The organism is Cohnella cellulosilytica, from assembly GCF_042431195.1.
Taxonomy (GTDB): Bacteria; Bacillota; Bacilli; order Paenibacillales; family Paenibacillaceae; genus Cohnella; species Cohnella cellulosilytica.
The window spans coordinates 17362-42885 of sequence record NZ_JBHMDN010000035.1 but is presented as its reverse complement, the minus strand read 5'-3'; the positions used below and the strand labels follow the sequence as shown (position 1 = coordinate 42885).

At 53.5% G+C, this 25524-nt stretch carries 24 protein-coding genes, 1 tRNA gene and 2 pseudogenes; 19 read left to right on the top strand and 8 right to left on the bottom strand.

Features of this window, described 5'->3' with window-relative positions:
- Positions 1 to 185 precede the first annotated feature (185 nt).
- The 5 genes from ACFFT4_RS24940 to ACFFT4_RS24920 all read left to right on the top strand — a co-directional run bounded on the left by ACFFT4_RS24940 (position 186) and on the right by ACFFT4_RS24920 (position 2214).
- Positions 186 to 758: a xanthine phosphoribosyltransferase gene (locus tag ACFFT4_RS24940; protein ID WP_378051673.1), complete on the top strand. Its 573-nt coding sequence runs from the start codon at positions 186 to 188 to the stop codon at positions 756 to 758.
- Between the two features lie 83 nt (positions 759 to 841).
- Positions 842 to 1177, top strand: a complete 336-nt coding sequence (locus ACFFT4_RS24935) for a hypothetical protein (RefSeq protein WP_378051672.1) — start codon at positions 842 to 844, stop codon at positions 1175 to 1177.
- An 85-nt stretch (positions 1178 to 1262) separates the two neighbouring features.
- A complete protein-coding gene (locus tag ACFFT4_RS24930) occupies positions 1263 to 1484 on the top strand; it encodes a hypothetical protein (RefSeq protein WP_378051671.1) in 222 nt (73 codons plus the stop codon).
- A 95-nt stretch (positions 1485 to 1579) separates the two neighbouring features.
- Complete coding sequence (locus ACFFT4_RS24925) at positions 1580 to 1966, top strand: carboxymuconolactone decarboxylase family protein (protein WP_378051670.1); 387 nt, start codon at positions 1580 to 1582, stop codon at positions 1964 to 1966.
- A gap of 161 nt (positions 1967 to 2127) precedes the next feature.
- Positions 2128 to 2214 (top strand) — tRNA-Leu (locus ACFFT4_RS24920).
- 262 nt (positions 2215 to 2476) lie between these two features.
- Here ACFFT4_RS24920 and ACFFT4_RS24915 read toward each other — a convergent pair.
- Genes ACFFT4_RS24915 through ACFFT4_RS24895 form a run of 5 tightly spaced genes read right to left on the bottom strand, consistent with a single transcriptional unit; the run spans position 2477 to position 5929 of the window.
- On the bottom strand, positions 2477 to 3544 hold the full coding sequence (locus ACFFT4_RS24915; RefSeq protein WP_378051669.1) for an acyltransferase family protein: 1068 nt from the start codon (positions 3542 to 3544) through the stop codon (positions 2477 to 2479).
- Between the two features lie 14 nt (positions 3545 to 3558).
- Positions 3559 to 4347 carry a DUF4097 family beta strand repeat-containing protein gene (locus ACFFT4_RS24910; protein WP_378051668.1) on the bottom strand — a complete coding sequence of 263 codons (789 nt, stop codon included), beginning with the start codon at positions 4345 to 4347 and terminating at the stop codon, positions 3559 to 3561.
- The gene (locus ACFFT4_RS24905) at positions 4344 to 4985 is read right to left on the bottom strand and encodes a TetR/AcrR family transcriptional regulator (protein ID WP_378051667.1); all 642 of its coding nucleotides are present in this window, start codon (positions 4983 to 4985) and stop codon (positions 4344 to 4346) included. Before ACFFT4_RS24905 ends, ACFFT4_RS24910 begins: the two co-directional genes overlap by 4 nt.
- Positions 4986 to 5010: 25 nt before the next feature.
- A complete protein-coding gene (locus tag ACFFT4_RS24900; protein WP_378051666.1) occupies positions 5011 to 5268 on the bottom strand; it encodes a hypothetical protein in 258 nt (85 codons plus the stop codon).
- 25 nt (positions 5269 to 5293) lie between these two features.
- A complete protein-coding gene (locus tag ACFFT4_RS24895) occupies positions 5294 to 5929 on the bottom strand; it encodes an NADPH-dependent F420 reductase (protein WP_378051665.1) in 636 nt (211 codons plus the stop codon).
- 132 nt (positions 5930 to 6061) lie between these two features.
- On the opposite strand from ACFFT4_RS24895, the gene ACFFT4_RS24890 reads away from it, so the two are divergent.
- The 3 genes from ACFFT4_RS24890 (at position 6062) to ACFFT4_RS24880 (ending at position 8591) form a co-directional block, all read left to right on the top strand.
- Entirely contained in the window at positions 6062 to 6406 is a 345-nt protein-coding gene (locus ACFFT4_RS24890; RefSeq protein WP_378051664.1) for a winged helix-turn-helix transcriptional regulator, read from the top strand.
- 427 nt (positions 6407 to 6833) lie between these two features.
- Positions 6834 to 7949, top strand: a complete 1116-nt coding sequence (locus ACFFT4_RS24885) for an NADH-dependent flavin oxidoreductase (RefSeq protein WP_378051662.1) — start codon at positions 6834 to 6836, stop codon at positions 7947 to 7949.
- Between the two features lie 30 nt (positions 7950 to 7979).
- Positions 7980 to 8591, top strand: a complete 612-nt coding sequence (locus ACFFT4_RS24880; RefSeq protein WP_378051752.1) for a TetR/AcrR family transcriptional regulator — start codon at positions 7980 to 7982, stop codon at positions 8589 to 8591.
- A 166-nt stretch (positions 8592 to 8757) separates the two neighbouring features.
- On the opposite strand, the gene ACFFT4_RS24875 is transcribed toward ACFFT4_RS24880, so the two are convergent.
- Positions 8758 to 9021 carry a hypothetical protein gene (locus ACFFT4_RS24875; RefSeq protein WP_378051751.1) on the bottom strand — a complete coding sequence of 88 codons (264 nt, stop codon included), beginning with the start codon at positions 9019 to 9021 and terminating at the stop codon, positions 8758 to 8760.
- Positions 9022 to 9038: 17 nt separating this feature from the next.
- Between ACFFT4_RS24875 and ACFFT4_RS24870 the strand changes: the two are divergent.
- Positions 9039 to 9242: pseudogene (locus ACFFT4_RS24870) on the top strand (aldo/keto reductase); the annotation flags it as partial.
- A gap of 91 nt (positions 9243 to 9333) precedes the next feature.
- On the opposite strand, the gene ACFFT4_RS24865 reads toward ACFFT4_RS24870, so the two are convergent.
- Positions 9334 to 12447, bottom strand: coding sequence for an ATP-binding response regulator (locus ACFFT4_RS24865; protein WP_378051661.1), 3114 nt, complete (start codon positions 12445 to 12447; stop codon positions 9334 to 9336).
- Between the two features lie 197 nt (positions 12448 to 12644).
- Between ACFFT4_RS24865 and ACFFT4_RS24860 the strand changes: the two genes are divergently transcribed.
- The 8 genes and pseudogenes from ACFFT4_RS24860 to ACFFT4_RS24825 all read left to right on the top strand — a co-directional run.
- The gene (locus ACFFT4_RS24860; RefSeq protein WP_378051660.1) at positions 12645 to 13763 is read left to right on the top strand and encodes a glycosyl hydrolase; all 1119 of its coding nucleotides are present in this window, start codon (positions 12645 to 12647) and stop codon (positions 13761 to 13763) included.
- 100 nt (positions 13764 to 13863) lie between these two features.
- Entirely contained in the window at positions 13864 to 14841 is a 978-nt protein-coding gene (locus ACFFT4_RS24855) for an ABC transporter permease (protein ID WP_378051659.1), read from the top strand.
- A 16-nt stretch (positions 14842 to 14857) separates the two neighbouring features.
- Entirely contained in the window at positions 14858 to 15733 is an 876-nt protein-coding gene (locus tag ACFFT4_RS24850) for a carbohydrate ABC transporter permease (protein WP_378051658.1), read from the top strand.
- A gap of 118 nt (positions 15734 to 15851) precedes the next feature.
- Positions 15852 to 17558, top strand: coding sequence for an extracellular solute-binding protein (locus ACFFT4_RS24845; RefSeq protein WP_378051657.1), 1707 nt, complete (start codon positions 15852 to 15854; stop codon positions 17556 to 17558).
- Positions 17559 to 17646: 88 nt separating this feature from the next.
- Positions 17647 to 19851: a helix-turn-helix domain-containing protein gene (locus ACFFT4_RS24840; RefSeq protein WP_378051656.1), complete on the top strand. Its 2205-nt coding sequence runs from the start codon at positions 17647 to 17649 to the stop codon at positions 19849 to 19851.
- Positions 19852 to 19959: 108 nt separating this feature from the next.
- Entirely contained in the window at positions 19960 to 21189 is a 1230-nt protein-coding gene (locus ACFFT4_RS24835) for a multidrug effflux MFS transporter (protein ID WP_378051654.1), read from the top strand.
- An 18-nt stretch (positions 21190 to 21207) separates the two neighbouring features.
- On the top strand, positions 21208 to 22176 hold the full coding sequence (locus ACFFT4_RS24830; RefSeq protein ID WP_378051653.1) for a zinc-binding dehydrogenase: 969 nt from the start codon (positions 21208 to 21210) through the stop codon (positions 22174 to 22176).
- An 18-nt stretch (positions 22177 to 22194) separates the two neighbouring features.
- Positions 22195 to 22290 (top strand): annotated as a pseudogene (locus tag ACFFT4_RS24825) (S-layer homology domain-containing protein); the annotation flags it as partial.
- 66 nt (positions 22291 to 22356) lie between these two features.
- Here the strand turns inward: ACFFT4_RS24825 and ACFFT4_RS24820 are convergent.
- Complete coding sequence (locus ACFFT4_RS24820; RefSeq protein ID WP_378051651.1) at positions 22357 to 24252, bottom strand: terpene cyclase/mutase family protein; 1896 nt, start codon at positions 24250 to 24252, stop codon at positions 22357 to 22359.
- A 139-nt stretch (positions 24253 to 24391) separates the two neighbouring features.
- Here ACFFT4_RS24820 and ACFFT4_RS24815 point away from each other — a divergent pair, with 139 nt between their 5' ends.
- Positions 24392 to 24721, top strand: a complete 330-nt coding sequence (locus ACFFT4_RS24815; protein WP_378051650.1) for an ArsR/SmtB family transcription factor — start codon at positions 24392 to 24394, stop codon at positions 24719 to 24721.
- Positions 24718 to 25248, top strand: a complete 531-nt coding sequence (locus tag ACFFT4_RS24810) for an SRPBCC family protein (RefSeq protein WP_378051649.1) — start codon at positions 24718 to 24720, stop codon at positions 25246 to 25248. The genes ACFFT4_RS24815 and ACFFT4_RS24810 overlap by 4 nt, the downstream gene beginning before the upstream one ends.
- The last annotated feature ends 276 nt before the right edge of the window (positions 25249 to 25524 follow it).

The following is a 25524-nucleotide window of genomic DNA, read 5'->3' as shown; positions in this document are numbered from 1 at the left end:
TGAATTTATTTTTATTTTTCATGCTATTGTCGCATAAGGTCAAAATAACGCCGGGACTTTAGTCTTATTTTTGAACGGGGCTATTTTAGGTTCCGACTCGCTGAAAAATCCGAAAATCCGGTGTTGCGCGGGGCAAAAGGATATGGTACGTTAAACGGAAACGACAACGGGGGGTGGAGAAGACGATGGAGATTCTCAAGGAAAGAATTTTGAAAGAGGCCAGCGTCATCAATGCAGGGGTGTTGAAGTTGGATTCTCTGCTCAATCATAGCGTCGATCCTCAGCTGACGATGGAGATGGGCAAGGAATTCGCGATCCGGTTCGCGGGCGAACAGATTACGAAGGTGCTCACGGTGGAGTCCTCCGGCATTCCCGTCGCTTTCGCAACCGCGCTGCAATTCGGCGTTCCGCTCGTATTCGCGCGGAGGAAGAAGACGCTGCTTGAAGAACCCGATGCGTATTGCGAGCGCGTTCCTTCGTTTACGAAAGGAATCGTCACGGATCTGATCGTGTCCCGTCATCTGTTGAGCAAGGAAGACTCCGTGCTGTTCATTGACGATATTATCGCCAACGGCGACGCGGCGCGCGGATTGATCAAGATTATCGAGCAATCGGGAGCGAAGCTGAACGGAATCGGCATCGTGCTGGAGAAATCGTTCCAGGCCGGCGGCAAAGCGCTGCGCGACCTCGGATACCGTGTGGAGACGCTGGTGAGAATCCAATCTCTCGAGAACGATAAGATCACGTTCGAAGATTAGCAAATCGGGCGGCGTTCATTCTTCCGATCTTGACGGCAATCACGTATAATAGAATTATCCTGCAGAAGGGGAGGCGAACTGCAATGGCCAATTCGAATCAAATCAACTTGCCGGTCGACTTTTTCCTGAACAAGCTGGAAGAGGCTAAAATTCACTTCGAGCGCGCGCTCGATTGCAAGCATACGGAATTCGACGACCTGTATCCTTACATGATCGAGCATCCGCAATTTTTCTGGTATAAACGCTATGTAGCCTGGTCGGAGCTGCTGACGATCGTGAAGCTGTGCGAGCAATTGGAGCTTTCTTGGACGGAGAGCTTTGCGCCTCATCAGGCGGAATACGTACAGGGAAGAGTCATGTCCAGCAAAGTGCTCGACTACTGGTACGAGACGAACGATACGAAAGAACACGTCGGATAATGCGAATCGGCGACCCTATCGGAAAACCCGCTTGACGCCGTGTCCAGCGGGTTTTCCTGTGTCAACGGAAGAAGGAGGGAACGCAATGGACTTATTGAACGATGAACAATTGGACAAGCTGCGCGTGGACGGGACGAAAATCCGCATCGTCCGGGATGCGCTGGCGGAAAACGACGTAAGAGGCATCGTCGTCGCCTGGGATGAGGAATACGTATTGGTCCGCCGTCCCAATCGCAGGGTCATCAAAATCAAGCGGAGCTATCCGATTCAGCTGGCCAGCGAGGAGCGCAAATGGTCGGCTGAATGAAGCGGGCCCTCCGGAGGAATGCTGAGAGGAGGCGGGCGGTTAGGCTTTGGCCTGATCGCCTCTAACGATTCCCGGTAACGGAGGAGATCAATCGCATGACGCAACGGTTCGAAGAAGGCTCGCTGGACGCCAAAACGAAGCAGTTGATCGGTCTGGGCGCCGCTCTGTTGGCCAACAACGAGGCGCATACCCGCATGTACGCTCAAGAAGCCAGGGCGCTGGGAGCCAGCGACGAGCAGATTATGGAGACGGTACAGGTCGCCGCGGCCGCGGCGAGCGGGCAGGTTCTGGCCAATGGGACGGCATGGCTTCAAAGCGGATGGGCGGGGAACGTATTCGGCGCGACGCCGCTCCCGGGGGAAATCGGCCGCGATCCCGATCCGCTGCGGCATCTTCAGCTTAACGCGTTTCAGGATACGGAATTCGGCCAGGATGAGGAGCTCCCAGAGCTTCCGGAAGGGAACCTGTCGCCGTCCTTCTAGGGAGGGCGGATACGGATTATTAACTGAAAATTAGAACTTCGTAAAGTCGGCTTGACTTCGCTCGGAAATCTGTGCTATTTTAATATACGTGATTTCGGCAAGCGACTCGCTCTCAAGCTCCATTAATGAGGTCGATCGCGCGCGAAGTCCGCAACTGATATGCGGTCGTGGCGGAATTGGCAGACGCGCTGGCTTCAGGTGCCAGTGGTAGCAATACCGTGGAGGTTCGAGTCCTCTCGACCGCACCACCCCAAGAATGAACCAGCTCTTGAATCGGTCCCTGTGACGGTTCAGGAGCTTTTTGTTTAATTGGGATCTGTAATGTGTTGCTCATGACCTGCGCCGACGAAACCTTGGAGCTGTAAGAGATCATATCGACAATGCCGCATTCGATGGCCTCGTCCCGAACTTCCTGCGGCGTCCAATGCGAGGAGTAAGATTATGTCGTGTTAATATTGGGACTTGCCCATGTTGCCAAACAGCGAGAGAGTCATGAAGAGACGACTTTGTTCACTTGGCTATCAAGCCTTGAGGCCAAAGAAGACTCGAAGCAGTTTTATTTTGCAGATGATCTCCATAGGTGGCGATACTCATGCCGAACGATATAAATGCGATAAGCAGAAACGGTATGAAGCCGTGATCGACCCCTTTTAGAACATAATACCCGATGATTATGAGATAAGTCTGATGCAAAATATACACGGGAAAAGCAGCTGGGTTAAAGTAGTTCATAAAGGCTGATTTCCGGTTCAGATACTTTTTGCCATAACCGAGCATCGTAAGCAGAGTTACCCAAAAAAGAAGCAAGTGGAGAACTGTAAAGGCAAAGCCCGACTGACTCCCAGTGGTGTAGATTTCCCAGAATAGAAGGGCTGTTCCTATTAACGTCGCTACTAAATAGAGTCTGCGGCGTTGTTCAATCAGATCGATGATCGTATCACTGGTTGCTATGAAGTAACCTAATATAAAGTATCCGGCATAGAGGAAAATATTTTTACCGCTCACATCCGGCAGGGAGGAAAGAACGGACAAGCCCGCGAAAGGCAAGATAACGAGAAGGGGATGCCGCATCCAAGAAGGCGAATAACGTTTCCTGATTATCCGGATCATCAACGGCAAAAGACCGACCGAGATGAGAAAAAGGAACAGGATAAACCACAGATGTGCAGGGGAAATACCGCCTGCATATTCTGACCAATCAGAAATATCGGTAAAATAACGTTTTAGAAATACGAGGTAACTTTCTTCTTCGTGCAGGTGAAATTTCCTCGCATAATATCCCTGCGGAGGGACGATGATCAAAGCGCCAACAACAAGCGGAATCAATAATCGCAAGAAGCGCTCCTTAACAAAATGAGCTGCCGTTCTCCTCTGAAGAGCATAGAAACTCGACATACCGGCTAGAAGAAAGAGCAGTGGCATAAACCAGAAGGAGGAATGGATAATAAGCGATGAGAATGCATTCGTTTCCCCTTTGATATAAAACGGATTGAGGTCATCAAAAACTCTTGAAGTATGATAAATAAACAAATACAGGATGCCTATATTTCTAAGCCAATCGATGTAATCCTTGCGCACAGTGCTTCATCTCCTTACCTTCTGCTGGCGGACATATGGCCCGATTCGGATTCCATAATTATTTTATTGGCGGAGGCATCATCGCTTATGAGCTTACTGTCCCACTTGCCCTTCCACTTGAGATCAAGCGCGATATCATTGAGAAAGATATAGTCGATGCTTCCTGAGGAGCTTGAGGAATTAGCAATTATTTTCTCCAACTTATCGCTAAATACGATATGGCTGCTGCCGTTTTCCGTTTTTGTGTCCAGCTTGAAGATGTTGACCCCGTCCAAACGGATGGCACCGGACGTGGAACGGGCTGTAAGCTCGTCGCTTGAAATTTCCTTCATATTGATTTCCCCGTTCTGAGAGGTAACGACGATTGCTCGACTGTTGAGGTTCTCGATAGTTACCTTGCCGTTCTGACTGGAAACGGCAGTTCGATCCAGCCGGTTTTCCTTCCCATTTGTTTCCACACTCACAAATACATCCAGTTTGTTATTTAAGTTAACATTCAGCAGTTTGTGTGACTTGGTTTGCTTAATGACAAGAGCATTATTTTTCGATTCGACGAGGATATGGCTGCTATCGTACTTTCCCTTGGCAACAACCTGAACCTCGGTTTTATTTTCCTGACCTTCCTTGGTATCAATATGAACTTGGGCACTTTTGACATCGACCTGAATGCTTTGTATATCAGCTGCGATATAACTCTTGCTGCTTGAGGGGGAAGTCAGCGATTTGATTAAGACATACCCAAGAACTATAAAGACGATGGCGATGAGCAGCAGGATGGTGGATACTTTATTGTTTTTTGTCATTGTGTTTGAGCTCTCCCTTGGGCTTGCATTTTGTGGATAACGGAATTGAGACCTGCGGAATAGATGCTCAGCAACTCGTCTATAAGTTTGTTGTAAATTTCCCCCTCCACGTTATCCCTAAGAATCAGGCATAATCCTTCCACGAGTGAGGAGGAGATCATTCGAGCAAGAGCCGTTTCATATTCATTCAGGCTCCCGGTCCCCCTGACATTCAAAATCATGCACTCGATAACGGAAAAAGAAAGCTTGAATAAGTCGGGCTTTGCATGCGAGTACCTGGTTCCTTCACTTTGATTGAAGAAGATGCTCATTTCGGCGGTGAAGGTTTTGAACAAATCAATTAGCGTCGCTTCGATGTTACTGAAATACTTGAGCACATCGGGGGGCTCGTTACTGTAGCCAAAGTTAATTTTTTGACGCATTTCGGCCATGTTGGCCTCATAACGCTCATAGACGGGGCGTACGAGCTCTTCGAACAATTCATCCTTGCTCTTGTAGTACCGATAAACATTGCCGATCGCTACATTGGCGCTTTCAGCGATGTTACGCATAGAGGTTTTTAAATATCCCTCCCTGTTAAATTCCGCCAGAGCCGCTTTTCGAATTCTGTCACGAATCTCATCCTTTAAAATTTGCATTAGTAATCACCTTCTTAAATAAAATTCAAAAGTGAACAAGTTGTTCGCTATTGATCAATTGAACTATATCATAGCCAGAACCGATTGCACCCCGCCCACAGTCCAGTTCTTTCTTCAGGTTCCGTTCACTGGGCTTCAGAGCCCCAAACGGCATAGAATATGAAGCCGCTGGGAAAATTCCCGATCTTTTAGCTGTAATTTCTGTTGTTCCACTTGGGTTAACTGAATCGTATAAGAAAGATTTTTCAAAGAAAGCGGCGAGTAGGGGTTCTTTATAGTTCAAAGGGGTTTCTTCAATAATGAATAAATCAATGTGTAAGTAAGGTAAATGCCGATCCTGGCGACTGTAATTGAATTTCACTAATCACACATGCCAGCATGATTGATTCTTGCAAGCGACTTTGTCTAATGTCGCCTAGGTCAACAATTGTGACCCAACCAAGATCTTTAAGAAGAGCACTGACTTGATTTTTGGAAGCCATATTGTTTCCGGACATAAACATAATGGGAATGCCTTCTTTGAAAATGGGTTGGCTCATGATTTTGTCGCTGACAGTATTGAGTGTTTTAACAACATGACTTTCCGGCAACAATGTTTGGACGATTTCCCCCGCTGATGTATCAAGCAGTAACCGTGGTCCGTTGTGAAAATATACGGCATTATTGACGTCAATGACCGTCTTATTTTTCAAATAGCCAGGGTCGATGGCTTCAACCACATCTTTTAAACAAGACCAAGAGAGTGCGAGAATAATGATTTCGCCAAACCGGGCGGCATCATCAAATGATGCGACGCCCTCTGAATCACCCACCTCTTGCTTCCAAGAAGAGTGCTTTGGATCATGGGGATCTCGACTGCTGATTAATACCCGATGACCAGCCATAGCTAACCCTTTACCTAAAGTCTTGCCTACATTCCCCGCCCCAAGGATACCTATATTCATTCTCATCCTCTCCTCTCTAGGGTGATTATAGGAACTTTAAGTCTGGGAAACAATTAGGCACTTTTTGGTATCCAAGCTTTTGATTGTGTTATTGTGTATATTATTAAAATAGTAAAATAACGAGGTGATAGAATGCCTGTCCAGTTAAATGACTGCCCGGTAGAGATTGTACTATCTATGTTAAGCGGCAGATGGAAAATTCCTATATATCGGTTCTTATATAAAAATAACAAGCCAATACGTTATAGCGAATTGCAGCGGCATCTTCCGTCCATTTCGAAAAAAATACTAACAGAGCAGCTTCGCGAGCTTGAACATGACGGAATTATTGAAAGGAAATCATATCCGGAGTCACGACCAAGAGTAGAATATAGGTTGAGTTTGTCAGGACGATCAATGATTGTATTTCTTGATAAGATAAGTGATTGGGGGGAAAGGTACATCCTTTCGGAAAAGAGGGGGATGCAGCAAAATTAAGAATGAAGAAGAACAAAATGACAGACTTCTATCATAACTTTCATTCGTTTTTCGACTGAATTCGGGCTGCTGTACCGTTAACGTCGTCACTCACCGCCTCAAGACCATGCAGCATGCCGGCAGGATTGTTGTATTTTGATCATGGGCAAATTGTGGAGCAGGGTTGCCATGGCGAATTGCTTGCATCGAATAGCCTCTGTACGCCCGGATGTGGGATTGCCGCATGATGCAAGAGAGTGACGGTTGACTCTGTAAAGAATGTTATGGGGACATCTCCTTAGAGTTAAAAAAGCGCAATAAAGGAATTTTGTGTCCGCGACTGTCCAGAAAAGGATGCGTGATTTGACAAAGTGAAGAGGCGGTGACATAATTTTATATTGAATAAATTATTTAATCAAAAATATCTTGAGGAAATGAAGGGATTCAATTGAAGGATGAGTTTCTACCACTGTTCGAACCGTTTGATCTGCCGAGTGGAGTTCAGCTAAAAAACAGAATTGTGATGGCGCCAATGACCCATACGGCGTCCCATTTGGACGGCTCTGTTTCAGAAGTCGAAATCAAATATTATGTACGACGTGCAAGAGGGATCGGTATGCTTATAACGGGTTCGGCAGCGGTTATGGCAAACGGAGGTTTTCCGGGATCAGCAGCAGCCGACCGAGACGAGTTGATCCCGGGCTTGCGCAATCTCGCTTCTGCGGTTCAAAGCGTAGGCACTAAAGCTGTATTGCAAATCGCTCATGGCGGCCGCAAATGTCCGCCGTTTATAGATGATATTGTGGGTCCGAGCCCCATCCCCGAACCTAAAGAAGGTGCTATTGTCCCGCGTGAGTTGACCGCCGAAGAAATCCCCGACATTATCCGTGCTTTCGGTGAGGCGACAAGACGAGCGATTGAAGCGGGTTTTGACGGAGTGGAAATCCACGGCGCCAACGGATTTCTCATTCAACAGTTCTATTCGCCCCATACGAATAGGCGTGATGACGAGTGGGGAGGATCAAGGAAAGAACGAATGAGATTCCCTCTGGAAGTGGTAGATGAGGTTCGGCGTGTCGTCCAACTGCATGCCAAAAAATCATTTATTGTTGGTTATCGGATAACACCTGAAGAAGCCGAGACACCAGGCATTACGATGGATGACACGTTGGCGCTCGTCCAAGCTCTTGCGTTGAAGAAGATAGATTACCTCCATATTGCGCAAAATGACATTGGGTCTGGTTCTCAGCGTGCTAATGGCGACACTCGACCGTGCATTGAAATCATTAAAGAACACGCTGGCAATCTTCCCATTATCGGGGTCGGATCGATTCGTACAGCTGAAAATGCCGCTCAGGCATTACAAGCGGGGGTCCCTCTGATTGCTCTGGGGCGAGAACTTATTATGGACCCTGAATGGCTGAAGAAAATAGTACAAGGACGCGAAGACGATATCAAAACAAAGCTGGCCAAGACTGATCAACTCCAATTGGAGATACCCGATTCGTTGTGGGGGATTATTATGCGTGTCCCCGGATGGTTCCCGGTCGAAACGGAAGCATGAGTTAACGATGAGCAATTTGCATACCAGCGCATAAGCATCCTGGAAGCGGCGAAAGACATCTTTGCCCGCAAGGGCTGGGCAACTACCATCTCGGATATTGCCTCTGCTGCTAGCGTAAGCCCAGGATTGATTTATCATTACTTTGCGAACAAAGAAGCCATTTTTTGTGAACTGTTAGGTCAAACGATTCAATCTGATTTGGATATATTCCAGCAGCTCATGCAATCCGGGGATACGGCTGCGCAGCGTCTGGAAACGCTGATCTCCAGCATGCTTAAATTCAGGCAGGATCAAATTAAACGATTCGGAATCACTGTACAGGCTGCGAAGGAAACATCGTCGTCCGGCAACGAACTTGAAATCATGCGGAGGATTTTCAAAAATCTAAAAAGCGATGATGGGAATGCCAAGGATTTGCACGAACTTATGATGAAACGAATGCAGACCATACATGAGATTGTATTGCAATTGATTGTTGAGGGCCAAAAAAACGGAGAATTTGCTTTAGACCCGCCTCCCAAATTGGCCTTGATGATTTTCCAATCTATCCAAGGCTTAACTACGCTTGCACTCGACAAGCCAGAAGAATATGAACAACATTATCCTTATACAGACATCATCATGCGGATGCTGTATTCGTAGAAACTTTTAGGGATTGGTAAAACAAGGGTCGTTGTGACTTTCAAACATTTAACCTTATGGCATTAGGAAAAGTAGGCGTGAAACTCCGAAATCCCTTGATTCTACAGGGTTTACCGTTTTTTTCATTCCTCTGGAAACTCTCGTCTCTGTAAGCCGGAGGAAGCTTTCACCGGTTTAAGTAGGCGAGGGTATAGAAAACGAATTCCGAAAATTCCGCCACAAAATCCACCTGCTCATAAGGGATTCCGGATTGTTTATTGGCTTCTATTTGTACGGATGACAGCGAGGTGGACGGATATAATCCTATTGCGTATTGCAATTGCATACGAATGAATTTTGCGATGGTTTTGTCGTTCCATGCCGGGAAGACGGTACGCAAAATTTTAAATAAACTCGTGGAAGCCAAAGCGTATTTCTTTTTAAAATCCACAAGGCTTAGATGAAGTTTCCAAGGCGCATGATGCAACCATTCCCCAGGTGGCGCTCAATTGGCTGATTGCGAGTCACCCGGATGTGATCCCCATTCCCGGACAAAAAAATGCCAAACAGGCGGCAGCCAATGCAGCCGCCCTTAGCTGGAGGCTTACACCTGAAGAATTTAAGCGCATCAGCCGGACGGAGAGCGAGATCCGAAAAGCTCTGCGAAGCTAACCGACCTGCGCTTTCGAAAGACCGTTTCGACAATCGGCGAACCAATCGCCAATCGAGCTTGAAGACGAAACGGATAATGTTTCAGCGCTTATCACGCCCCAGGATGCTCCGGAATGATAAAGGAAACGACGGTGCCTTCGCCCGGCGCACTCCGGATAGATAGTCCTTGGCCGTACATCTGGATCAGACGGCGATTCGTGTTGGCGATTCCGATTCCCGGGCGCGACGGATCGGGGCGGTTCAGCAGCCGTTCAATCAGATCGGAGGTCATCCCGACGCCGTCATCCTGTACTTCAACGGACACGCCGTTGGCCGTGCGTCCCACTTTCAGCCGCAGCATCCCTCCGCTAGCCCGCTTCAAAATGCCGTGCCGGACGGCATTCTCCACCAGCGGCTGAATCGATAGCGGCGGGAGGGACAGGCGGATGTCCGATTCGATCTCCTGGACGACCGCCAGCCGCTCTCCGAAGCGTTCCTGCTCGATATACAGATAGGAGCGCACAAGCTCCAGCTCATGCTCGAGATCCACCATTGCGCTCGTATTCGAATAATCGAAGCTGATTCGCAGAAAGGTCGAGAAAGCATCGCCGATCCGGCGCATTTTGTCCGTATCGATCTCCCCGAGGGCGATCAGGGAATTGAGCGTGTTAAACAGGAAATGAGGCTTGATCTGCGCCTGCAGATAGGCCGCTTCCATCCGGAGCCGTTCCGACAGCGACCGTTTCAACGCAATAAGCGAGCGGATTCGATATTTCAGCTCCATCGCATCCGCAGGCTTGGTCACGTAGTCGTTGGCCCCGACGAGAAAGCCGGTATACATATCCGCCGGCTGGCCGCGCGCCGTCAACAGCAGCACCGGCAGCTCGGAGACGGAACGGCGCTCCCTTACTTTCTCCGTCAGCTCGTAACCCGACATGCCCGGCATCATGACGTCCGCGATCAACAAATCCCAATCGCCTTCCGCCAGCCGCTCCAACGCCTCATAACCCGATAATGCCTTGGCAACGCGATACGGCTCTGTCGACAGTATGCCTGCAAGCACATTCAGATTAATCGGATCGTCGTCTACAATCAGAATGCGAATCGGGCTATTCGGCGAATGGAGCCAATCCGGCAGCGTGAACCTGGCGGCCTGTTCGCCGTCCGCACCTTCAGGGAAGCGGTATTGGGCCTCCGCAATCGGCATGGCCGCCGCTTCATCTTCCGACGCTGCCGTTTCGTGCCGTAACGTATCTGCCGCCTCCGCCGCCGTGTCCGCCGCAGGCAGCCGGAAGAGGAACGCGGAGCCGCGCCCCGGCTCCGATTGCGCGATCAGTTCGCTTCCGTGCAGCTCGACCAACTGCTTGCAAATGCTCATGCCCAGGCCAAGGCCCCTGCCGTCGCTCCTGTTGTTCGTCCCTTGTACGTAAGGAACGAACAGGCCGGCCAACGTCTCCTCGTCCATGCCGACGCCGGTGTCCGATACCCGGATCTCGACCTGTCCGTTCACCGGCTCCGCCGAAACGGCGATTTCGCCTTCTTCGGTAAATTTGAACGCATTGTGCAGCAGATTATAAAGAATTTGCACGAACCGCTTCTCGTCCGCCCATACAGGGGGCAGCGAACGATCCAGCGCGAGGCGAAGCCGGACGGGCCTGCCCTCGGCCATAGGCTTGAGCATGCCGACAACGCCCGGCACGACGGCGCGAAGATCGAGAGGCCCGGGATGGAGCCTGATGCGCTGCTCCCGAAGCTGCGCCAAATCCAGCAGGTCGTCCAGGAGCGCGGACATGCGCCGGCTTACCGTTCCGACCAGCTCCAAAGCCTGCCGGCTGTCCTCCTCCAGCTTGTCCAGCTCCCGCGCATACACGCTGTTCGACAAATTCATGATGCCGTGCAGGGGCGTTCGCAGCTCGTGCGAAGTATTCGCCAGAAATTGATCCTTCATCCGGTCGGCAACCTGCAGCTGCTCGTACAGCCGCTCCACCTCGTCGGAGTTGCGGATATATTTTTTGAACCAATACACGGAGAACGCGGTAACGGCAATAAGCAGGTCGAACGGATAATAAACGCCCGACAAGTCCATATTGCCGATCTGGTTGTTCCAGATTAAATTGGACATGATGCATACGGCGGAAATGAGAATAAAATGGATATCTTTGTCTTCGGAGCGGCCGAATACGAGCTTCCCCACCGCCTTTACAAACCACGCCAGCGGGATCAGAAAAGCCAGCATATAAACGCCGGTATCCAGCATTCGGTTCACGGTCGAGATCGGCAGGAGCAGCGTGCCGAGAGCGAGGCCCAGCAGCATGGCCGTATAAGCTTTAAGTCCGACTCCCACGCTTCGCATATCGGCGAACTTACGATACATAAGCAGGAGCGCATAGTTTTGCACCATCACCGCAAGCACCCGTATTTTAATGCTCCAGGTATAATTGAGCGGGATCCATAGGTCCAACACTTTGTCGTGACCGCTGGCGACAACCAGGCCGACCGCCGCATAGATAAGACCGCTGATCAGAAGAGAACGGTTTTGCGGCTTATAGGCGTAGACGATGCCCGCGTATAAGCCATGCAGCAGCATGACCAGCAGCGTCATCTGTTGGAAATGGATCGAATAGGTTCTGGCCGACTCGATGTCCGACTGCAGCCCGAACTGCATGGAACGGACAAGTCCGCCCGACAGCGGCGAATCGTAATTGGCCACGCGCAGCAGCAGCTCGATCTCCGTGACGTCCGCTTCGTAGTAGGCCGCCGTATAGGAACGATTATTCGGCTTGTAGCTGTTCGGCTCGGCCGATACCGTCCCGGAGCCTTTCGTCGCCCTGCCGTTTATTTCAATTTCGGAGGAGGCCTTGATGCTGTCGACCGAGAATGCTGTCGGCCGCTTCAGCGGGTCGACCAAAATCCGCAGCCGGTATGTGCCGTATCCGTAGGCGCCGTTCGATCCGTTCTTCTCCCGACCGGACAGCGTTCCCCAATCGCCGGGAACATGCAGAGTCTGCCGCGGCCCATTCTCCGACCGGAGCTCCTCGCGCGACAAGAGCCGCCCCGGATACCAATCCCATTCCCCATTTAACGCCAGCGGTCCGGTTTCGTCCCAATTCCGTCCGCGCAGATCCAGCACGCCGTCCACAGCCTGCACGGATCGGTCCACCGGAAATAACAGCTCCGACCACAGCCATCGCAGTCCGAACAGCAGACCGAAAAGCAGGATGTACAACAATAAATTTCTATGCTTCATGAAGGAAGATACAGAGGTGTCCATATCTCATAAGTTCGACAGACCTTGGCAGAATCCTTGCGCTGTTCATGCGGCGAAAACATGTATATTGAGCAAATCGCGGCGGGGCGCGTAAGCTTAACCTTGTTTCCTGCGGAAAGGAAGCAAAAAGCATGGGCATAAGGAGCGGAGCGGCAATGCAAAAGAGAGATTGGGTAGAGGAAGCATGGGCGGAAGGGATCGCCAAAGTGCGAAGCGCAAGCCGGCGGATCGGCGCCCGATTTCCGCACGGATCGCATGACGGCCGGTATCAATTGATGCCGCCCGCCTATTGGACGGCGGGGTTTTGGACGGGGCTGCTCTGGTTGGCGGATCGCGAGCGGCCGGACGCGGAGCTGCGCGTTATCGCCGAACAATGCGAGGCCCGGCTGGACGAGCTGCTGCTGGATTACGATTCTCTGAGCCATGACGTCGGGTTCATGTGGACGTTAAGCGCGGTGGCGCAATGGCGGCTTGGAGGCGGCGCGGTCTCCAGGCGCAGAGGATTGCTCGCGGCCAGTCATCTGGCGGGCCGGTTTAATCTTCAGGGCCGATTTATCCGCGCCTGGAATTTGCCGGAACGGACGGGATGGGCGATTATCGATTGCCTGATGAATATGCCGCTCTTGTACTGGGCGACAGAGCAGACGGGCGATCCGCGCTTTCGGATGATCGCCGAAGCCCACACGCGGACGGCGGCCGGACATTTTCTCCGCGAGGACGGCTCCGTGCGCCATGTCGTCTGCTTTAACCCGGAGACCGGGGAGCGCGAAGGCGTTCTCGGGGGGCAAGGCTACGCGGAGAATTCGGCCTGGGCGCGAGGGACGGCATGGGGCCTGTACGGCTGGACGTTGGGCTTCCGCCATACCGGACGCGAAGAGTTTGCAACGGCGGCGCGGCGGGCTGCGGATTTTTTCCTGGAGAATCTTCCGGAGGATCGCGTCCCTTACTGGGATTTTCGCTTGCCTTCCTTCGCAGGGGCGCCGAGGGATTCGAGCGCGGCCGCGATTGCGGCCAGCGGATTGTTGGATCTGGCCGATACGGTCGGGGGAGAGAAGGGCGGCGATTACCGGGAGCAGGCGTTGGCCATTCTGCGATCGTTAACCGAAAATTATCGCGGAGACGATACGGAGGAAGCGATTCTGCTGCACGGCACGGGCAATCTGCCGATGAATCAGAATGTGGATCGCCCGCTGATCTACGGAGACTACTACTATATGGAGGCGCTCTCCAAATTAAAGGGACATCCCGGCCTGTGGGGGCCGTGGGACCGATGATGGCGGCACCTGTTAACGGCGCGAAATCATGTATATTGAACGGTTGTGCCCGGCTGCTGTACGATGAACGCAATTCGCCAGACAAGGAGGAGACGAAGGCGTGAAGCTTGCAGACAAATCGGCCGTATCCACGGTCCCTTCCTTGACCGGGCCCGCGTCGCCCCCGGTTCGCGGCAGACGGTATTCGAAGCGGACGCTGCGGCAGAATGTCCCGCTGTACATCATGTTTTTGCCGATTATTCTTTATTTTATCGTGTTCAAGTATTACCCCATGAGCGGCCTGGCGATCGCCTTCAAAAATTACAGGTTCGTCGACGGCATTTGGGGCAGTCAATGGAACGGGTGGGACAACTTCAAGCTGATTTTCAACAATGATCAAATTTCCGGAATTATATGGAACACTTTGCGGCTTAGCGGGCTGAATATTCTCGTCGGTTTTCCGATGCCGATCGTGCTGGCCGTCCTGGTGAACGAGGTGCGCAAAACGTGGTTCAAACGCTCGCTGCAGACGATGGTGTTCCTCCCGCACTTTCTGAACTGGATCATTGTGGGCGGGATCGTGCTTACGATCTTCTCGCAGAGCACCGGCACGGTGAACCGGCTGATGGACGCTTTGTTCGGCACGACGTATCCGTTCCTGTACGAGCCGTTTTCCTGGATTTCGGTTTTCCTGGCCACTACGGTGTGGAAAGAAACGGGTTGGGGAATGATCATCTACCTCGCGGCCTTGTCCTCGATCGACCAGAATCTGTATGAAGCGGCGGGCATGGACGGAGCGGGCAAGTGGCAGCAGATCTGGCGGATTACACTGCCCGGCATTATGCCGACGGTGATCATTATGCTTATTTTGCGAATCGGGCAGCTCATGGAAGTCGGTTTCGACCAGGTCTACATGCTGCAAAACAATACGGTCGCCGAGGTGGCCGAGGTAATCAGCACCTTCATGTACAAGATCGGCATACAGCAGGCGCACTTCAGCCTGGCGACGGCGATGGGACTGTTCGAATCCCTGGTCGGTCTGGCGCTGGTCGTCTCGGCGAATTTCCTGGCTCGCAGGTTCGGCCAAGGGTTATGGTAACGAGGAGGCTTCAGGGATGAACGGCACCAGAGGAGAGAAATGGTTCTACGGCATCAACTACATCGTACTGACGCTGATCGGTCTGAGCTGCGTGCTGCCGCTGCTGCATATTGCCGCGCTGTCGCTGAGCGACAAGTTCGCGCTGGCATCGGGAACGGTGAGCTTCTGGCCGGTGAATTTCAGCACGCTTGCCTACAAGGGGCTGTTCGAAGAAACGCCGGTGATGCAATCCTTCTACAACAGTGTCGTCATTACGCTTGTCGGAACGGCACTAAACATGATCTTCACCGTTCTGGCCGCGTATCCGCTGTCCAAAAAATATTTTATCGGCCGCAAGTTTTTTTCCTTCGCCGTCATTTTTACGATGCTTTTCGGAGCCGGGATGATTCCCAACTACTTGTTGGTCAAAAATTTGGGGCTGATCGACACCTACGGCGCGCTGTGGCTTCCGGGCCTGGTCAGCGTCTGGAATTTGATGGTGCTTCGAAGCTTCTTCGAGGGGCTGCCGGAGGAGCTGGAGGAAGCTGCCCGAATAGACGGCTGCTCGGAGTGGAGACTCCTGTTCCGCATTCTGCTGCCCTTGTCGCTGCCTGTTCTGGCCGCGCTGGCTCTCTTCTACGGCGTCTCGCATTGGAACGCTTTTATGAACGTGCTGCTCTATATGAACAGCTCGGGCAAATGGAACTTGTCCGTGCTGGTGCAGCAGCTGTTTCAAAACCAGCAGTTTTTCGACGAGGTGAGCAACACCCGGCGGGATTTGGCGATTTTCCTGACGCCTGAGGGCGTTAAAGCGGCCGGGGTCATCATTATGACGCTTCCGATGCTGATCGTTTATCCGTTCCTGCAAAAGTTTTTTGTCAAAGGGGTATTGATCGGAGCGGTGAAAGGCTGAAGCGGGTTGGCTGTCGGGCACGATAGGAAGGAGGTGGGGCCTGGACGGGACCATGCGCGGCAGCTGCAATAAAGGCTCCAACCGATTTTTCAAATTTGATGAGGGGTGACCGATCCGCATGAAGAGAAAACCACATAAAACGCTTGCCGTCTGTTTGGCCTTGCTGTTCATCGCCAGTACGCTGCTGGCCGCTTGCTCCGACAAGAAAGAGGATAAGAACGGTCAGACGCCCGCTTCGGGCAGTCCGGGTTCGAGCGCAAGCGCCGGTTCAAGCCCAAGCGCGGCGACGCCGGAAGAAAAGCCGGAAATTACCGTGTCGGTGTACGATCGCAACAACGTGCCGGAAGGCGAAGGAACGATCACGGACAACCGCTGGACGAAATGGATTAACGAGAACGCTCCGGTCAAGGTCAAGTTTGTTCCGATCCCGCGCAACTCCTCCCAGGACAAATTCAACGTCTTGTTCGCTTCCGGGGAAGCGCCCGACTTGATTTTCGAATACTCCAATCCCTTTATGAAAACGTTGGCGATGATGGGACAATTGATGGAGATTGATGATATTATTGCAGAGAGCTCGACCGCTTACAAAGAGGCTCTGGCAAGCGATCCGAACCTGCAGAAGCTGACCAACGTAAACGGCAAAACTTACTTCCTGGGCCGGAATGTCGGCTATGCAACGAACCACTACCTCATGATCCGCAAGGATTGGCTGGACAAATTGGGGCTGCCGATGCCGACGACGACGGAGCAATATTTGCAGGTGGCCGCAGCGTTCGCCAATCAGGACCCCGACGACAACGGGAAGAAGGACACGTTCGGCACCACTTTCTTCGATGTCGACTACTTCTTCGGCCTCGGCCAATCGACCAATGCGGCGGAGAAGGACTTGTCCGTCACGTCTTATTTCCTGACGCCGGACGATCAGTATTTGCGCAGCTGGGACCAGCCGGCGGCGGCCGTTCAATTCAAGAAGGACCTGTACGATTCGGGAGCGGTCGATCCGGATATTTTTGCCGACAAGGACGGCTCCAAGGCGCGGCAGGATTGGGTCAACGGCAAGCTCGGCATCTACGGCGCGGGCGGCTTGGAAACGTCGGGAGCGCTTAATACGTACGCCGACTTCATGGCCAACAATCCCGAGGCCGAGGTGGCGATTCTGACGCTGCCCGAATCCGAGTTCGGCAAGTTCTCGCCGGCAGGCGGCGTCCCGAACCTCCAGGTGGCCGCCGCGATCAACGCGACGGCCAAAAATCCGGAAGCCGTCATGAAGTACGTAGACTGGCTCATGAGCGACGAAGTTGTGCGCACCTTGAAATACGGAATCGAAGGCGAGCATTACGAGAGGGTCAGCGGCAACGAATGTCCCGTGCCGATCGATGCCGAGAAGAATAACCAAGAGCTGAATTGGAATGCGGACTTGCAGATGCTGTCCCCGATCGGGTTAATGGGCGACTGCGTGATGTTCTCCAAGACGCTGGACATGAGCAAGCCGACGGACAAAGCCTACAGCGACTTGGTCGATCAAGGCCGAGCGGCGTACATCACGGCCGATCGGCCGAACACTCCGGCCGTGTTCCTCCCGGTCGGGCTTCCCGACGATCTGGGCGTGATCAACAGCACGGCGATTACGACAATCGCGAACCTCTACTCGAAAGCGATCGTCAGCGGCTCCAAGTATACCGCGGACCAGGCGCTGGCCGATGCGAAAGCCGCATGGGAAAAAGCCGGAGGCGGCAAGGTTGACGAGTTCTTCGCGAAAGCTTACGCCGACAATAAAGCCAATGTGATCTATACCAAGGATTATTATAACGGGCTGAAGAAGTAACGGGACGGCGGTTTAAATCGAAGGGAAGCGGGACAAGGCGAGCGAACGCTCGTCTTGTCCTTCGGCTTTGTCGGGAAGGAGAGCCTTGATGAGAAAAAATTGGCTTTATCGCTTGCTGCTGTCCTACCTGCCCGTCTTCGTTATGGTTGTCTGCCTGTTTATGTTTATCGGGGTCGTCCAATTAAACAATCTTTCCCGGCAGGATGCGATGAAGTCCAGTCAGGCTTATGCCCGCAATCTTCAGAACAATATCGACATGTCGCTGCGCACGATCGAGATGATGATGATCGGGACAATTACAAAAAATACGACGCTGATGTCCTTCGCCGGAATGGAAAGCTCGCCCGAGTTCATTATCGATTTGTCCCAATTGCTGCAGGGGATGGCCGATACGAACGCTTTGATCGATTCCATTTATGTGTATCGGGCCTCGGACGGGGTGATCGTCAGCAACCAGACCAAGCTGACGCTCGATCAGTTCGCCGACAGCGCCTTTGTGGAGGAGAATTTGTCGGGGCAGCCGTCCGGATGGAGCGACCCCCGTTTGTTTCGCACGTTCGAGAACCGCGACGGCAGCGCGTCGGTGATCTCGATCGCCAAAGGCATTCCGCTCGGCAGCAAAGGAATCGCACTGCTTGTGGTGAATGTGAGCGTTAATGCGATCCGGGAATACTTTGCGAGCTTTGGCCAATCGGAAGTCAGCTACCTCTCGGTAACCGACCGCCGCGGGAGCGAGATTTACGGCCAAGCGGATCAGAAGCTGCACGCGAACCCGGTGACGCTCGAATCGTCCTATTCCGGCCTCACGTACCGCAGCGGTTTAAAGACGGAGTTTGCAGGCAATCTGTACCGTTACGTTACGAGCGGCTGGGTGCTTTTCGGTTTTCTGGGCCTGCTGTTAGGAATTTGGTGGGTCGTCTATATTTCCCACAAAAATTACAAGCCGATCGAGACGATCATGTCCCGCATTCAGAAGTACAATCAGCAGTATCGCAACCCGATCATCCGGGAGCCTTCCGGGGATGAGCTTAGCTATATCGACTATACGCTGACCAATATGATCGAAGCGACGCAGGACTACGTACATCGCAATCAGGAAAATCAGCGGTATCGCCGCTTGCGGTTATTGCAGGAGCTGGTCGAAGGAGTCGAGCCGATTCAGGAGACGGAATGGATCGAAACGCTGCGCGAGCTGGGGGTCGAGGTGTTCTCCAGCGCTTCCGTCAGCATCGTCGAGATAGATAAATATTCGGAGTTTATCCGCCGTTACTCACATGAGGACCAGAGGCTGTTCAAGTACATTTTGACCAAGGTGGTAGAGGAAACCGTCAAGGCGGATTCGTATCGCGTCTGGCAGGAGTGGATTACGAATCACCGTCTGGCCGTGATCTATTTCGGCATCGGAGAGGAACGGCTTCAGGCGGGCAACCGGATTGCGGCCCAATCCGAAGAGATTCGCGAGTGGCTGCAAAACCAGCTCAAGCTCACAGTAACCGTGGGCATCGGAATGGGAGTCGCGGAGGCGCAGGCCATCTCCCAATCCTACGACGCCGCGACCAAGGCGCTGAACTACAAATCGGCGCTCGGCAGCAATCGGGTCATCGGACATTGGGAGATCGAGGATTTGTCGCACGACGATCTGTTCGTTTATTTGCAATACGTGCGCACGATTGCCCAGGCCTTCCGCGTCGGCAGCGAAGGCTGGCAGGAGCAGCTGAAGCTGCTGTTCGACGGATTAAGGTCGCTGCTGCTGCCCAAGGAGGAAATCGACGGCGTTCTGAGCTATATGAATTATTATTTTCACCGGGAAATGACCGAGCTGCCTCCCGAATACCAGGAATTGTGGAACCAGGAATTTCGCGGACGCTGGGACGAGCGTCTGGAGACGCTGGATGAGCTGGAAGCCTTTTATGAGGAGCGCTTAAGCTCCTGCTTCTATTTAATGAAGAGCATGCGGGAGGAAAAAGGGAATCGCGTTGTCGTTCGCAGGGTCAGAGAATATATCGAAGCGCATTTTGACGATCCGGATCTGTCCTTGTCGATGCTCGGCGAACAGTTTCAGATGAACACCTCCAGTCTGAGCACGCTATTTAAGGAGGAATTCGGCGAGAAGTTTGTCGTTTATCTCTGCCAGGTGCGGATGGAACGCGCCAAGGAGCTGCTTCGAAACAGTGGTCTGCCCGTCCACGAAATATCGGGTAAAGTAGGATATCTGCATGCGATGTCTTTTATCCGCACCTTCAAGAAGACGGTCGGAGTCACGCCCGGCGATTACCGTAAAGCTCATCAGTGAAGATGCGGTCGGCGTGTTCCTATTGGCTTTATCGCGATCTGGGTCTATAATGAACAAGTCCATAAAATCATCAAGAGATTTCGAGGCAGGTTAGGAGAAAACGATAAGATGTCCGCAATAAAAAGTTACGATCGCTTAAGATTGGTCTTGCTGTTAGGCGCCTTCTCGGCGCTCGGTCCGCTTACGATCGACATGTATTTGCCGTCGTTCCCGGAGATTGCCGCCGATTACGGCACGCAAGCTTCCCTTGTTCAGCTTAGTTTGACAGCTTGTCTCATCGGCTTGGGGTTAGGCCAGATCATTATGGGGCCCTTAAGCGACGTTCATGGAAGACGCAAGCCGGTGATCGTCTCGCTGATGATCTATCTGGCCGCTTCGTTCGTCTGTGCGGTTTCCCCGAATATTTATTTCTTTATCGGTGCGCGTTTTATTCAAGGGTTCGCCGCTTCCGCGGGAATCGTCATCTCCAGGGCGGTTGTCCGGGATGTATACAGCGGACCGGAGCTGACGAAATTTTTCTCGCTGCTCATGCTCGTCAATAACCTGTTTCCGATGATTGCGCCGATGGCCGGCAGCGGCGTGATTTCTTTTACGACGTGGACGGGCGTGTTTTTCGTGCTGAGCGCGGTCGGGCTGCTGCTCGTTCTGATGGCGACGAGGAACTTAAAGGAGACGCTGCCCGTCGAGAACCGGGTATCCGCGAATTTCGGCGAGCTGCTCTCCGGCATTCAAGCTCTGCTTAAAGACCGGCTATTTCTCGGCTACGCGCTTGCGCAAGGCCTTATGATCGGGGGCGTATTCGCTTACGTATCGGGAACTCCGTTCGTATATCAGAATATTTACGGTGCTTCTCCGCAGCTGTTCGCGCTGTTGTTCGCCTCCAACGGAATCAGCCTGATCATCGGTTCCCAGATCGTCGGCCGCTTCAGCGGGGCGTTCTCGGAGCGCAAATTCGTAATTCTCGGTTTGCTGCTGTCCTGTACGGCCAGCTTCTCCGCCCTGCTCGTCATTTTGTTCCACGGTCCGTTAATCGCTTTGGTTATTCCGCTGTTCTTCTTTGTCGCGTCGATCGGCATGACGTCGACGGCCTCTTTCGTTCTGGCGATGGAATCGCAGAGCAAGCGGGCGGGAAGCGCGGCGGCGCTTCTGGGCCTGCTGCCGTTCGTGCTGGGAGCGTGCACGTCTCCGCTCGTCGGGGTGGCCGGGGAGAACTCCGCGGTGCCGATGGGAATTATTCTGTTGACGACAAGCGTACTCGCTTTAACGGCTTTTTTCGGGCTTACGTTCAGACCGAAAACAAAATCTGTCCGTAATTGTGCGGCAACCCCATCCTCTTAATCGTAAAGGAGTTTTGTTATGAGAGCGATCGTCCTTCATGCTCCGGGACAGCCGAGCGCATTAACCTTGCAGGAAATGCCCGTTCCCGAACCTGGCGCGGGCGAAATCCGGGTTCGCGTGCAGGCGGCCAGTCTGAATCCGGTAGATTACAAGATGGCCGCGAACGGACATCCCGCTTGGACGTATCCGTTCGTTCCGGGCGTCGATGGAGCCGGGATCGTGGACAAGCTTGGCGAAGGCGTGACGGAGTGGCGGGCAGGGGACCGTGTCGTCTACCACGGCAGCTTCGCGGAATATACGATTGTGAAAGCCCGTGCGATCGCCCGCATTGCCGATGAACTGACTTTCGAGGAGGCTGCGGCTTTTCCCTGCGCGGGACTGACTGCCTATCAAATTCTAAACCGGAAGATGAACATGCAGGCGGGAGGCTCCGTGCTCGTTCACGCGGGCGCGGGCGGCGTAGGCGGATATGCGATTCAATTGGCGCGGGCCTTCGGTGCCTCGCAGGTGATCACGACCGCCTCGGCGGATAATCACGATTACGTCAAGTCGTTGGGCGCCGACGTCGCCATCGATTACCATAGCGAGAACGTGCGCGAGCGCGTAATGGCATGGACGAACGGGCTGGGCGTCGACTATATCCTCAATTCGCTTAATCGAAAAACCGCCCAGGAGGATCTGGAGATGCTCGGCTTCGGCGGACAGCTGGGGTGCATAGCGGGCGCGCCCGAGACGGTGGCCGATTTCCAGCCGTCGCACAAAACGTTTACGGTCCACAAGCTGATGATCGCCGGAGCGCACGTATCGGGCGACGCGCGGGCCGAGCGGGATCTGGGCGTCATGGCGGAAGAGTTCATGAAGCTGATGGTCGCCGGGAAGATCGCTTCGACAATCAGCAAACAAATCGCGCTCGAGGATGTCCCGGCGGAGCTGACGAGGCTGTCCCAGCGTCATGTCAGAGGCAAGATTGTCGCGAGCTTATTATAGGATCGCAGTGATGCGGAAACGACGGCGTGGTACAGCGGCGCGATTCGCACCGCTCACGCCTACGGCCTGCTCGAGGGGGATACGGACGGGACGTTCCGTCACAGTCGGGATTGATCTAGATGGGAATGGCAGCTGAACGGAAAGGGGATCGGCCACGGCGACTGCTGCCGCGGCCGATTTTTATTTTCCGTATTTACGGCGGTAATGGCTTAGCGCCAAGAGCGGCCATATCGAATTATAGCTGTGGTAGCGAACGTAGAAATGCCCTGGGAGACCGGCCCCCGTCGGATAGGAGGCCGTCCAATCGTCCTCGTGAAGCAGCGCGGCCAGCCTGCGAATTCCTTGGACCAGCGAGGGCGGCGGCTCCGGATAGACGGATACGAGCGCGTCGATCGCCCATGCGGTTTGAGAGGGCGTGCTCCTCCCCAAGGGGACGTAACGGCGCTGACGGTCGCTGTCGCACGATTCTCCCCAGCCTCCGTCGTCGTTCTGAATTCGCAGCAGCCAGTCGGTTCCTTTACGGATCGACTCGTGCCGTTCGGGGGAAGCGGTGACCGAGGTTAGCCCGGTCAACGCGGCCCACGTGCCGTAAATGTAACAAATGCCCCATCGCCCGTACCACGATCCGTCTTCCTCCTGATGATCGTTTAACCAGTCGACCGCTTTTTTTACGAATCCGTGTCGTTCGTTCAGCCCTGCGAAGCTGCCCAGATATTCCAACGTTCGCCCCGTGAGATCGGCCTCCGACGGATCGATGGCGGCGGACTTGGCGCCCTCGATCGCGACCCAGGTGAGCAGCTGCCGATCGACGTTTCTTTCGAACGCGGGCCAGCCGCCGTCCCGATTCTGCATCGACAGAACCCAGTTAAGCCCGCGGTTCCACGATTCCCGATAAGCCGGTTCGGATCGCGCGAGATTGCGAATCGCCCGCAGGGCGGCGGTCGTATCGTCGACGTCGGGATTGATCGTATTGGTTTCCGAGAATCCCCACCCTCCGGGAACCGGATTGGCGTTATGCCGAGTCCAGTCTCCCGGTTTGCGGTGCTGCAGCGCAAGCAGGTACGAGGAGGCTTTGCGGATCGCGGGATGATGCTCCGTCGTTCCCGCTTCCTGCAGCGCATAAGTCAGCAGAGCGGTATCCCATACGGTCGACGGCGAGTTCTGGATCGTCGTTCCCTCCTCGGTTCGGCAGCGCATCCCGATCAGTCCGCGCATCGCTTGGACGATGAGGGGATGGCGCTTGTCATAGCCAAGGGCCAGAAACGCGAGAACCATAAGGAAGGTGCAGCTGGCGTAGCTGTATAAGGTTCCGTCCGCTTCGATCCGATCGCGCATGAACTTCTCGGCTTTGGCGAGCGCGGATTCATGAAGCGCTTTGGGGGCTCCAATCAGCTTGCTCACGCCAAGCTGCAGCCGATCCAGCCATTCTTGAACCGGCTTGGACGGCCGATCGTCGGATGGAGCTCGTTCGGTTTGCAGCGCGTCCAATTCGGGAGTGTCCTCCGTTCGCGCGGAATAATGTCGATTCGCCAGGATCAGCATCGGTGCAAGGTGGACTCTCGAATACCCCGAAAACTCGAAAAAGTTGATCGGAAAAGAGTCGGGGAGGAGAAGCATCTCTAGAGGGATGGAGGTCAGAGACAGCGGCCATCCGGTTTGTCCGGTGGCGGCGAGCAGACATCTGGTCAGAATGCCGGCGGTTTTGCCAAGCCCGCCCTGGGTTCTGACGTAACGTTCGGCTTTCCGCAGCGGAGCATCGGAAGCGCGGCTGTAACGGGAGTATAGAAGAGCGTAATAGGCTTCCACCGTTAGCGACAGATTCCCGTTGTCTTCATCCCGGTACCACTCCCAATGGCCTTCGGGTCGCTGCGCGCCAAGGATTCGATCGTGCAGCTGACGGATCAAAGCTTCTTCGCTGTCGATCTCGAGCACGCGGATAAGAATGATCGTATAAGCATCGATCGATATGCCGTTCTCGAAGCAATAACGCCACGAACCGTCAGCCTGCTGCCGACGAACGATATCGGCTGTCAGTCGACGGAGCTCCTCGTCTATCTCGCTGATTGCATTCCCCATTCCCGCAGTACCTCCGGAGACGTTTTAATCCACTATATGAAATCGGGCAGCGGGTAATGAGGATTCGCTTTCGAATATGAACTTGAAGTTATATAACCTATGGTTTATAATTAATGCAAAGAAACGGAGGTCGAAATACGTGCTCGACATCTACGACGTCATCGTCGAGCCTTCGCGCCGGCGCATCATGGACCGGCTGCTGCGAAGCGATGCCAGCGTCACCGAACTCGTGGAGGCTCTGGGAATGTCACAGCCGCTCGTCTCCAAGCATCTTCGAACGCTTCGCGACAGCGGTCTGGTGCGCGTCAAGGGCGTGGCTCAACGCCGCATTTATTCGCTCAACGCTCTTCCGCTTGCAGAGGTCGACGAATGGCTTACCGCCTACCGGGCCCAATGGAACCGGCATGTCGACGCGCTGGACAAGTACCTTGAGCAAAAGAAAAAATCAAAGGAGGATGAAGCCACATGATCATTTCCGATTCGGGAATTCCACAGCTTAATCGGGATGGAGACGAATGGGTGTTGGTGCTCACGCGCACGCTGGAGCACTCCATCGAGGAGGTATGGGCGGCGCTCACCGAGAAGGAACAGCTTCCCAAGTGGGGGCCGTTTCAAACGGAACGGGATCTGACCGCCGTTGGCGCGGTGCGGCTGAAGCCTATCGATATGCCGGACGAAGAGCAGCAACAAGGTGCCGTCCTCGAAGTCGATGAGCCGCATCTGCTTGTCCTCCGCTGGGGCGGCGATATTTTGCGCTGGGAGCTGAGCGGAGACCGGGAACGAACCGTCCTTGTTCTGCGTCATCGGTTCGCGGATCGCAAGCAGGCGCCGTCCTATGCCGCGGGTTGGCATCTGTGCCTGAACGGGCTTATCGGCCTGCTGGCCGGCGAGAAGATGCCGTCAATGGCGGGGCATAATGCTTACAACTACGGATACAGCGAGCTGCATGCGCAATATGCGAAGCAGCTAGGAATCGAGACGGACGGTGGGCGATGACATCCATCTGTCAGGCGTATATAGAGGCATTCAAGTAGGCGGAGGTTCAAGTCTCTCGACCGAACCAACCTTCTAATCCAGACTCTTCCTCGGAGGAGTCTTTTTTTATTGGGCATGCTTGAAGGCACCCTCCTCCGGCTCTTGGTGAAGTCCGAGGAGATCCGCCCGGCGGAATTTTATAGGATAAGCCCAGAACTTTATAGGATTTTCCCTGTGGGGCTCCCGACCCGATGTGTAGAATTAAACTGAATTTCAGAATGCCGGCCGGGCCTGCCT